Source organism: Umezawaea sp., assembly GCF_057122925.1.
In genome coordinates, this window is record NZ_DBNGPQ010000094.1 from 50,529 (window position 1) to 60,955 (window position 10,427).

General features: G+C 73.4%; 10 protein-coding genes. 1 reads left to right on the plus strand and 9 read right to left on the minus strand.

Features of this window, described 5'->3' with window-relative positions:
* Positions 1 to 20: 20 nt before the first annotated feature.
* From AC156L_RS21505 to AC156L_RS21530, 6 genes are all read right to left on the minus strand, one after another.
* Complete coding sequence (locus AC156L_RS21505; protein ID WP_330878939.1) at positions 21 to 839, minus strand: phytanoyl-CoA dioxygenase family protein; 819 nt, start codon at positions 837 to 839, stop codon at positions 21 to 23.
* Positions 832 to 1,812 (minus strand): NAD-dependent epimerase/dehydratase family protein, encoded by a 981-nt coding sequence (locus AC156L_RS21510; RefSeq protein ID WP_330878938.1) that lies wholly within the window; start codon positions 1,810 to 1,812, stop codon positions 832 to 834. Before AC156L_RS21510 ends, AC156L_RS21505 begins: the two co-directional genes overlap by 8 nt.
* Complete coding sequence (locus AC156L_RS21515) at positions 1,797 to 3,239, minus strand: glycosyltransferase family 2 protein (RefSeq protein ID WP_330878937.1); 1,443 nt, start codon at positions 3,237 to 3,239, stop codon at positions 1,797 to 1,799. The genes AC156L_RS21510 and AC156L_RS21515 overlap by 16 nt, the downstream gene beginning before the upstream one ends.
* A complete protein-coding gene (locus AC156L_RS21520; RefSeq protein ID WP_330878936.1) occupies positions 3,236 to 4,501 on the minus strand; it encodes a nucleotide sugar dehydrogenase in 1,266 nt (421 codons plus the stop codon). The genes AC156L_RS21515 and AC156L_RS21520 overlap by 4 nt, the downstream gene beginning before the upstream one ends.
* A 73-nt stretch (positions 4,502 to 4,574) precedes the next feature.
* Positions 4,575 to 5,264, minus strand: a complete 690-nt coding sequence (locus tag AC156L_RS21525) for a PIG-L deacetylase family protein (protein WP_330878935.1) — start codon at positions 5,262 to 5,264, stop codon at positions 4,575 to 4,577.
* Complete coding sequence (locus AC156L_RS21530) at positions 5,261 to 6,106, minus strand: SAM-dependent methyltransferase (protein ID WP_330878934.1); 846 nt, start codon at positions 6,104 to 6,106, stop codon at positions 5,261 to 5,263. The genes AC156L_RS21525 and AC156L_RS21530 overlap by 4 nt, the downstream gene beginning before the upstream one ends.
* A gap of 277 nt (positions 6,107 to 6,383) precedes the next feature.
* Between AC156L_RS21530 and AC156L_RS21535 the strand changes: the two genes are divergently transcribed.
* Positions 6,384 to 7,382 (plus strand): GDSL-type esterase/lipase family protein, encoded by a 999-nt coding sequence (locus AC156L_RS21535; RefSeq protein ID WP_330878933.1) that lies wholly within the window; start codon positions 6,384 to 6,386, stop codon positions 7,380 to 7,382.
* Positions 7,383 to 7,392: 10 nt separating this feature from the next.
* Here AC156L_RS21535 and AC156L_RS21540 read toward each other — a convergent pair whose 3' ends face one another.
* The 3 genes from AC156L_RS21540 to AC156L_RS21550 are packed head-to-tail and all read right to left on the minus strand — an operon-like array spanning position 7,393 to position 10,353.
* The gene (locus AC156L_RS21540) at positions 7,393 to 8,049 is read right to left on the minus strand and encodes a class I SAM-dependent methyltransferase (protein WP_330878932.1); all 657 of its coding nucleotides are present in this window, start codon (positions 8,047 to 8,049) and stop codon (positions 7,393 to 7,395) included.
* Position 8,050: 1 nt separating this feature from the next.
* Complete coding sequence (locus tag AC156L_RS21545; protein ID WP_330878931.1) at positions 8,051 to 8,989, minus strand: hypothetical protein; 939 nt, start codon at positions 8,987 to 8,989, stop codon at positions 8,051 to 8,053.
* Positions 8,986 to 10,353, minus strand: a complete 1,368-nt coding sequence (locus tag AC156L_RS21550; protein WP_330878930.1) for a glycosyltransferase family 2 protein — start codon at positions 10,351 to 10,353, stop codon at positions 8,986 to 8,988. The genes AC156L_RS21545 and AC156L_RS21550 overlap by 4 nt, the downstream gene beginning before the upstream one ends.
* Positions 10,354 to 10,427: the final 74 nt, after the last annotated feature.

Consider the following 10,427-nt stretch of genomic DNA (forward strand, 5'->3'; position numbering starts at 1 on the left):
CTGCTCGCGCGCCGAACCCGTCAGGCGGGAGCGCAGATCCGGGTCAGGGCTCGGGCGTAGGACGGCGCGTCGGGGCGCGACCAGTCCGGGTCGAAGTAGGGGTAGTGCTCGGTGTCGTACTCGTGGCCCGCGCCGAGGAAGGAGACGACGTAGTCGCGGACCGCGGCCGTCTCCCGGTCGTCGCGGGGGACGGCCGCGTAGGACGCGCTCCACTGGAGGCGGTCGCGGCCCGACAGGCTCGCGTGCCAGAGGTTGACGTCGAAGGCGATGACGTCGCCGGGCGTGGAGTCGAGCGCCAGTCCCGGCCACAGCGCCGACTCCAGCTCCTCGTCGAGCACGGGCGCGCCGGGTGGGTTGTTCGCCCGGTGCGCCCGCAGCGCCTCGCCGACGTCCGCGTGGTGCGACCCCGGCAGCACCCGCAGCGCGCCGGTACCGGCGTCGAGCGGGTCGAGGTAGGCGACGACCTTGACGGCCCTCAGCTCGCGGTCGGAGGAGTCCGCGTGCCAGCTCGACGCGTCCCGGTAGAGGATTCCCTTGGCGGGCTTGGGGAGCACGTCCCGGCCGAGGAAGCCCCTGGCCGCGTCCATGATCCTCGGGTCCGCGAGCAGCGCCCGGCTCACGGGCGTCCTCGGCCCCGTCATCGGCAGGTAGAAGCCCGCGGTGCCGCTCGCCTCCACCACCTGTTCGGAGGGCAGTTCGTAGTTGGCGGACAGTGCTTCGAGCACCTCGGCGCGCAGCCGGGCGACCTCCTCCCCGTCCAGCAGGTTCCTCAGGACGACGAAGCCGTACGTCGAGAAGAAGTCCGCGCTCTCCGTCGTCCTCCGAGTCCGGTCACGCATGTTCGACCTCCAGGCGGGTCTTCCAGTGGTCGGCGACGTCGGCGATGACGTCGTCCAGGTCGCGTCGGGGGCGGAAACCGATCCGCGCCAACGCCTTGGAGGAGTCGGGGACGCGGCGGCGCATGTCCTCGAACCCCTCGCCGTAGGCCTGCTCGTAGCTCAGGTGGACGACGTCGCTCGTCGAGCCGGTGGCCGCGATCACGCGCTCGGCCAGCTCGCCGATGCTCACCCGCTCGGTGCCGCCGAGGTTGAACACGTCACCGTGCGCCCGCTCGTCGTCCAGCAGCGCCACCAGCGCGGGGACCACGTCGAGGACGTGGCAGAAGCAGCGGACCTGGCGGCCGTCGCCGTGGACGGTCAGCGGCCGCCCGGTGAGCGCCTGCCCGACGAAGCGGGGCACCACCATGCCGTAGCGGCCCGTCTGCCGCGGCCCCACGGTGTTGAACAGCCTGACGATGACCGCGGCCAGCCCGTGCTCGGTGACGTAGCCGCGGGTCATCGACTCGGCCACCGCCTTGGCCTCCGCGTAGGACCAGCGGCTCTTGAGCGGCGAGCCCAGCACGCGGTCGTCGTCCTCGCGCAGGCCGGTCCTGGTGTTCTTGCCGTAGACCTCGCTGGTGGAGGTGATCAGGACCGGGGCACCGTGCCGGAGCGCGGCGTCGAGCACGACCTCGGTCCCGTGCACGTTGGTGCGCAGGCCGTGCAGCGGCTTCTCCAGGATCTTGAGCACGCCCACCGACGCGGCGGCGTGGAAGACGCGGTCCGCACCGCGCGCGCACCGGTCCACCACCTCCCGGTCGCACACCGAGCCCACGACGAGCCGAAGACCGGGGTGGTTCGCCACGGCGGCCAGGTTGGACGGGCTGCCGGTGCTCAGGTCGTCGAGGACGACGACCTCGTCACCCGCCCGGAGCAGGTGTTCGGTCAGGTGGGAGCCGATGAAGCCCGCTCCTCCGGTCACCAGCGTGCGCACGGCCCCTCCTCCACGGCGACGGCGGTGTTCCCGCCGAGCTCGGCGGTCGGCCAGTCGATCGGGGCGCAGCGGAACGCCGTCGTCCCCTGCCCGCCGCGCTCCCACTCGGCCAGGTCGAACTGGTGCAGCTCCCGGCGCAGCCGGACGGTGAACTCCCAGTACGGGTGGTCGTGGGCGGCCAGCGCCGCGGCGAGGTCCTGGTCGGGCCGCTCGACCGGCGTGCCGCTCACCCCCGACAGGACGAGCACGTCCCGGCAGGTCCGGTGCATCTCGGCGAGGACGCGGCTGACCGTGCGCTCCGGGAACTGGCGCCAGTAGTCGGTGAGCACACCGAGGTCGAAGTGCCCGTCCTCCACGGGGATCCGGGTCCCCAGCAACCGGAGGTGCCGCTGAGGGCCGACGTCGCTCGGGTAGCACACCGTCGTGTGCCCGCGCAGGTGCTCGGGCCACCCCGCCGGGGCGCCCACCAGGAGCACCCGGCCGCTCGCCGCGATGCGCTCGACCAGCCGGGGCAGCCGTCCCAGGTGGGCGCAGTCCGACGTCTCCGCCACCAGGCCCTCGGCGAACCGCTCGACGGCGGGGACCAGTTCGCGGGAGTTCGCGATGTCGTAGCTGCACACCGCCTCCACCTCGACGGTGGGGTACGCGCGCACCAGGACGTGCTCGTTGCGGCGGTCCCGCACGACCTCGGCGTTGCGGTCGCGCTCGTGCGGCTGGTGGATCGTGATCGCGTCCGGGGCGAACACGGTGGGGAACCCGGCCTTCGCCAGCCGGTAGCCCAGTTCGAGGTCCTCGCAGCCCTTCACCTCGAAGTCGCGGTTGAACCCGCCGACGAGGTCGAAGGCCGACCTGGGCACGCTGACGTTGAGGGTCCAGAAGAACGCCCAGTCGGCGGGCCGGGGGACGGCGAGCAGCTCCGTGAGCGGGTCGTGCAGCGCCGGGGTCCGCGCGGCACGGGCGAACGTCGCCTCCGCGTCGGCGAAGTCCCAGTCGTCGCCCAGCGCCATCCGCCACGCCGCGGGCGTGGTCTCCCGGCCGCCCGCGTAGCCGCAGACCGCGACCGGGCCGCCCGCCTGCGCCCCGAGGTGCGCGCTGAGCAGGTCCGGGTGGCACAGGCAGTCGACGTCGAGGAACACGAGCAGTTCGCCGCGCGCCGCCGCCGCACCGGTGTTCCGCGCGGCGCCCGCGCCGAGCGCCGAGTCGTGGCGGACCAGCCGGACGTGGTCGCCGTCCACGAGGTCGGAGACCTCACCGGACAGCGGTGGTTCGGAGCCGTCGTCGACGACCACGACCTCGAACGCGTCGCGGGCCAGGGTCTGCGTCCTCAGGCTGCGCAGACCGTTGCGCAGCGCGGTCGACCTGTTGTGCGCGGGGATGACCACCGAGACGGCGAGCGCGCGGGTCCCGTCCGTCCGCCGCCCGTTCACAGCGCCACCGCGTTCGGGGACCTGGAGACGCCGTGCGCGTCGAACACCGCGCGCGACCGGGCGCAGACGTCGTCGACGTCGTAGGCCGCGTGGGGCTGGAGCAGCACGACGACGTCCATGGTGGACAGTTGCCCGTCGAGGTCGGCCGGTGCCACCGGGACGCCGTCGACCGACCACTCCGACAGGTGCGGGTCGTGGAAGTGCGGACGGGCGCCGCGCTCCCGCAGGATCCGGACGAGCGGGGCCGCGGGGGTCTCGCGGGTGTCGGCGATGTCCGCCTTGTAGGTCACCCCCAGCAGCAGCACCGACGCCTCCCGGAGCGGGAGGCCGCGCTCGCGCAGCGAACGCTCCAGCCTGCCCGCCAGGTAGGCGGGCATCCCCGTGTTCACCTCGTCGGCGGCCTCGACGACGCCCAGCCGCCGTCCCGACGTGCGCGCCCAGTGCGAGAGGTAGCGCGGGTCGACCGGGATGCAGTGCCCTCCCACGCCGGGACCCGGCCGGAAGCTCTCGAACCCGAACGGTTTCGTGGCGGCCGCCGAGACGACGTCCCAGACGTCGATCCCCAGCGCCTCGCAGCTCATCGCCAGCTCGTTGACCAGCGCGATGTTGACGTTGCGGTAGGTGTTCTCCAGCAGCTTGGCCATCTCCGCCTCGCGGGGCCCCGCGGTGAACACCGTGCGGTCGACGATCTTGCCGTAGACCCGCGCCGCGTGTTCGGCGCACTGCGGGGTGAGCCCGCCGATGATCTTGGGCGTGTTGCGCAGCCCGAACCTCCGGTTGCCGGGGTCGATCCGCTCCGGGGAGTACACCAGCGAGAAGTCCTCGCCCGCGGTGAGACCGCCGGTCTCCAGCAACGGCCGGAAGACCTCCTCCGTGGTGCCGGGGTACGTCGTCGACTCCAGCGACACGAGCACGTCGGCGCGCAGGAACGGCGCGATCGTGCGGGCCGCGGTGCGGACGGCGGCCAGGTCGGGTGTGCGGTCGGCGCGCAGGGGGGTGGGGACGCAGACCACGACGGCCGTGGCCGAGGCCAGGACCCCCGGTTCGGAACTCGCCTCGAACCCCAGGGCCAGCATGGCGGCGACGTCGGGGTCGCTCAGGTCGTCGACGTAGGAGCGACCGGAGTTGAGCAGGTCGACCCGTTCGCGGTCGGTGTCGTAGCCGTGGACCGACAGCCCGGCCATGACCGCCTCGTGCGCTATCCGGATGCCGACGTAGCCGAGTCCGACCACGACGACGCGATCGGTGCGTACCGCTTCCATGTGCGGTTCTCCCTCCGCCGGGCTCCGCCCGGCCGACTGCCGACTGAGGTGTGGACCTGGTGCCGTCGCGGCACTAGAGGAGGGTCCGGTGGACTTCGAACGCCTCGGCGTAGCGGACTCCTATTTCGGCGCCGCGCAGCACGGCGAGAGCCGACACCGATTCCTCGCTGCGAATGTGGGGAACCGGTCTGTGCTGGCTGGTGTATTCGCGCAACGCGGCCAGCTTCGTTTCCAGGTGGTCGCTGATGTCGATGAATGCGGTGGACAGGGCGAGCGGTTTGTTCGCCCACTGCAATTTGGACATCTCGTAGCTCATGACGTGCGGCACGAGCCACTTGCCGAAGGTGCGGCCGATGGGACGGGCGGCGGCGAACGCGGCGGAGAACGTCGCGACGTGGTCCTGGTCGTAGTCGTCCCCGCTGGGCAGCAGCAGGAGGTCGGGTCGGAGCCGGTCGACGTGGTCCTGGAACAGGTCGACGAGTTCCCGCCGGGGCAGGGTGTCGAGGCGCTCGGTGAGCTGCCGGTCGCCGTAGGCGATGGTGTGCTCGAAGCCGAGCAGCTTGCCGACCCGGTCGATCTCGGCGGTCCTCTCCCGGAAGGTGACCGGGTTCGCCAGCCCGTAGTGGCTCATCCCGTCGACCGACAGGTAGAGCACGTGGACCCGGCTGCCCGCCGTGGCGAGGCGGGCCAGCAGCCCACCGCACCCGAGCACCTCGTCGTCGGCGTGCGGCGAGATCACCAGCACGGTGTCGTAGGCGTTCACCGGGTGCCTCCCCCGTGCGGGACGGTCGAGGAGCGGCGGGCCGGTCGGGCCTGGACCAGGACGTCCCCCGGCTCTCCCGGCCCCTTGCCGAGCAGGTGCCCGACGTCCTCGACGTCGGTGACCTCGAAGCCCGCGAGCCGCAGGGCGAGGGTGATCTCGCGCGTGCGCCTGGGGCGGAGCCGGAGCTTGCGGTACCGGACCGACCTGACCTCGGCGTCCGCGTCCAGGACCTCGTACCGCATGACGCTGTCGGCCACGCCCGAGGCGCTGTCGTACGTGAGGTGCTCCTCGACCCGGAGGTGGTGGTCGCCCGTGTAGGGGAAGAAGCCGTGGGGGCGGGTGAGGCCGTGCGGTGCGGCGGCGATCGAGCCCAGTTCGACGACGTCGAACCGGGCCACGTCCAGCAGCAGGACGCCGTCGTGGCCGAGGGCGGAGCGGACGTTGGCGAACAGCCGGTCGACGGCCGCGTCGTCGACCAGGTGCGAGACGATGTCGTTCGGCAGGATGACCGCGTCCACCGGGCCCGCGGGCGGCACGTCGGGGAGGGTCTCCCTGATCAGCCTCACGCGCTCGGAGACGGCGGTGGGCTCGTCGCGGAGACGGCGTTCGAAGTGGCCGAGCATGTCCGCCGAGCTGTCGACGCCGATGGCGCGGACCCCGTTGCGGGCCAGCGGGAGCAGGACGTCGCCGGTGCCGCACCCGAGTTCCATCACGGTCGAACCGGCGGGCGCTCCCGCGAGCCTGTCCGCGTAGACCCGGTCGAAGCGCGGGGCGTAGCCGATTTTCCGGGAATACAATTCCGGGTCGTAGAAGGCGTTCGACATGTTCGTCTCCAGACTCACCCTGGATCTGCTCCTCGCCTTGTGGTGGTGATGTGCACGGAATTGCGCCTTGCTCGCCGGCCGGGCCCTGGGTGTCATGACGGGCGAGATGGTGATGTCGTCTTATTCCGTCCAAGTGGAACCCGGCCGGCAAGGCGTTCCGTGCACGGTGACGACGGTAGACATTCGTCGACCGCGATGGCAATCATCGAGATATATGAACGGTAACCGTGAAATATTCGACCGGGTCCCACCCTTTTCCGCGTCTCAACGACTCGAATCCGGATAGGGTTGTCCGGTGGACCGGTTGGTGGTGGACGTGGGCTCCGGGGTGGGAGCGGTCCGGGGTGTGGCCGAGGTCCGGCGGGACGGCGGGTGGGTGGTGCCGTCGAGGCTGCCCGCCTCGGCGTGGCCGGTGGACCCGGAGCTGGCGGAGAAGGCGCGGATGGCGGCAGGAGCGCGGGTGGAGTTCCGCACGGACGCCACCGGGCTGAGCTGGCCGGTGCGGACGGAGAGCCCCGAGGACGTCCGGCGGCCCGCCCCGTTCGACGTCGTCGTGGACGGCGTGCTGCACGCCCGGTGCGCGGTGGACGGCGACGGCGTGGTGGGGACAGACCTGCCGCCGGGGGAGAAGGTGGTGCGGATCTGGTTGCCGCAGTTCGGTTTCGCGCGCCTGGGAGCCCTGTCGCTGTTCGGCGCGAGCACCGTGGTCCCGGTCGACCCCCGCCCGAGGTGGGTGCTCTACGGCAGCTCGATCTCGCAGTGCACGGCCGCCGCGGGACCGTCGGAGACCTGGCCCGCGCTCGTCGCCGCGGAGCACGACTGGGACCTGCGCTGCCTCGGGTTCTCCGGGCAGTGCCACCTCGACCCGGTGGTGGCCCGGTTCGTGCGGGACGGCCCGGCCGACCTGATCGCGCTGTGCCTCGGGGTGAACGTGCACGGCAGGTCGTCCTTCACCCGGCGCACGTTCCGGCCCGCTGTGGCCGGGTTCCTGGCCACCGTGCGGGACGGCCACCCGGACACCCCGGTGGTGCTGATCACGCCGATCACCAGCCCGGCCCGCGAGCACGCGGTGAACGGGGCCGGGATGACCCTGGCCGACGTGCGCGGGGAGCTGGTCGGGATCCACGACGAGCTGCGGCACGTCGACCCGCGGCTGAGCCTGGTGCACGGTCCGGAGGTCCTCGGGCCCGCCGAGGCCGACCTGCTGGGCGACGGGCTGCACCCGACCGCGGCGGGCTACCGGCTCATGGCCACCAGGCTGGCCCCGCACCTGGCTCCGCGGCGGAGGACCTGACCGGGCGGGGTCACCTGCGGTGGACGACGGCGGTGAACCCGACGGACTCCCGCCCCGACCGCGTGCGCACCCGCTGCTCGGTGTAGCCGACGAGGTCCAGCGCGTCGCTCATCGCGACCTGGTCGACCACCCACCGCCTGTCGAAGTGCCGCGCGGTGTAGTCGCCCGCGGAACCGCCGGAGGGGTCGACGGCGAGGAAGGTGCCGTAGGGGCCGACCGCGCACGCGTCGTACCGGGCGGCGTAGTACGGATCGCGGTCGTTGATCAGGAAGTCCGACACGACCACGGCTCCGCCGCGCCGGGCCACCCTCGCGGACTCGGAGATGACCGAACGGCACCTCCCCTCGTCCACCACCGCCGTCAGCACGGCCTTGCACAGGACGACGTCGAAGGTGCCCGCGGCGAAGGGGAGCGCGGAGGCGTCGCCGCAGACCGCGAGGTCGCACCGCGTCGACCCGCGGGCGTTCGCGACCGCGGACAGGTTGTGGTCCAGGCAGATCCTGGTGCCCCCCGGCGTCGGCACCGAACCGGGTGCCGGTCCGCACCCGATGTCCAGCACGCGCCCGCCGGGCAGCGAGAGGAGCAGGTCGCGGTCCCACGTCAGGGTGCTGGGGATGCGGGCCGACTCCAGGGTCCGCCAGCCGAACCCGTCCAGCCCGGTCTCCACCTCACGCCCCCGTGCGCTCGACCTCCGGCCGGTGCGACCGCGCCGACCCGGCACCGGTCAGCACGGCGAGGCAGTCGTCCAGCGGTCCGGTCAGCGCGGTGGAGCGGGCGGTCAACGCCTCCACCAGTCGCACCCTGGCGCGGTGGCCCGCGTCGGTGGCGGCGGACGGCACCGGGCACAGCACGCGGCCGTCCCCGCCGAACACGAAGAACTCACCGCCGTGCAGGTGGCGCACCATGTCCTCGTAGAGCTGCACTGCGATCCGGCGCGGGTCGAGGTCGGCCACCAGCGCACCCGGCAGCGCGGCCACGAGCCGCACGAAGATCAGCCGCTCGATCGGCAGCGGCAGGGTGACGCGGTCGGCGCCGAACTCGCCGAGGTCCACGTCGACCTTGTCCTCGTAGCCGCCGGTGCTCGACCCGCTTCCCGCTCCGCCGGGCCGGTGGCGCAGCGAGCTGGCGCGCAGCTTCACGTGCCGCTTGACCGTGCCGATCGCGGTCGGCACGCCGTCCTGGAGCCCGACGACGAGCGAACCGTTGGAGATCAGCGGCCAGCCGAGCCGCTGGTGCAGGCCCAGCGCGAGGGTGGTCTTGCCCGCGCCGCTGTGGCCCCACATCGCCCAGACCCGGCGGGAGTCGCTGACGGCCGAGGTGTGCAGGACGACCCGGCCCGCGGCGTCCAACGCGCGGCAGAAGGCCTGTTCCACCACCACCTGGAGGCCGTCCCTGGTCACCTGGTGGATCGGCGCGGCGAACTCGGTCGCGTCCTCCAGGTAGCGGAAGCCGGGGGTGGCCGCGTCGGTGACCGTGACCTCGTGGGTGACGGGCGCCGCCGGGTCCGGTTCGCGGTAGTGCCGCAGCCCGGCCACCGCGGTCGCCAGTTCGTCGGGAACCCGCAGCCGCAGCACGGTTCCGACCCGTTCGAGCCGTACCTCGATCACAGAGCCTCCTCAAGTGGGTTCGAGTCCGCCGTCCACCGCATGGGTGTGCGCGGTTTGCCCGGTGCGGTGCCGAGCAGGGCGTGCCGCAGGGACAGCGCCACGGCCCAGTAGGCGGACGCGCCGTGCAGGGCGTAGGCCACCGGCGCGCCGAGCGCGGCCTCCAGCCGCTCGGCGGGCCGCACCCGCAGGCCGGAGAGCTCCGCGGCCCGCCGCAGCGCGAGGTCGTTGGCGGGCACCAGGTACACCACGAGTCCGGCCAGCACACCGGCGAACGTCGCGGGCCCGGCCGCGAGCAGCGCGCCCGCCGCCAGCAGCGGCCCGCCCGCCCAGCAGATCGCGTGGTGGAGCAGTCGGTAGGCGGGCAGGCGCAGGTCCCGGTCCGCGGCGACGCCGCTGTCGCGCAGGTCGCGCCGGTAGCGCAGCGCGCCCGCCGGTCCGTGGAACCACACCCGCTTCTGCACCAGGAGGCCGCGCAGCGAGTCCGGGCTGTCGGCCAGTTCCCAGTGCGGGTTGGGCACCACCGCCACACCGCGGGCGGCGAGCGCGACCGACAGGTGCGCGTCCTCGTTCGGGAACCGCTCGGTGAACCGGCCCGCCGCGACCAGGTCCGCCAGGCGCATCTGGAGGCCGTGGCCGATGACGTAGGCGAACGGGGCAGGCAGGCGTCGGGCGGCGGGCGCGACGCGGGCCCGTGCCGACCGCAGGGCGTGCACCCGCTCGAAGCCCAGGCTCCAGCGGCACTGCCAGGCCGCGGCGGCCCGCAGCACCGCGCGGGAGAACGGCGGTGCGGTGCCGAGGTCGTGCCAGTTGCGGAGGTAGAGGCCGTGCTGCTGGACGACGACCGGGCGCGGGTGGCGGTCCATGATCTGCGCGGCGGTGCTGAGGGTGCCCGCCGCGGGCAGCGAGTCCGCGTTGTAGATGGCGACGTACCGGCTTTCGCGCACCCGCGAGCACACGTCGAGCACGCCGTTGAGCTGCGAGGCCATCATCCCCGCCGGGTCGTCCACCTGGTGGTGGCAGATCCAGGGGTACCGGGCCGCCCAGCGGTCGCACAGCTCCGGCGTCCCCGGAAGACCGGGGACGGCGGGCTCACGGGTCGTGGAGGCGAGCACGAGGGCCACCGGTTCGCCCGCCGCGCGCAGGTCGCGCATGTGCTCGACCAGCCGGTCGAGCCGCGGTTGCTCGGCGAGCACCGGGACCACCACCGCGACGTCCGGGGAGGGCTCCGCCCCGCGCGGCGGCGGCACCCACGTCGGGGCCGACGCCGAGCGCCGCACCCTGGAGCGCCACAGCAGTCCCCGCGCGGCGAGCCCGATCCCGACGGCCGCCGCGGCCGTCACCCTGATCGGTGCGGAGGGCTTCACGGTGTCACCCCCGCGGGCCGGACCGGACGGCGGCGCGGTGACCCGCCGCGTGCCGGGGAACCGCCGGACTTCTC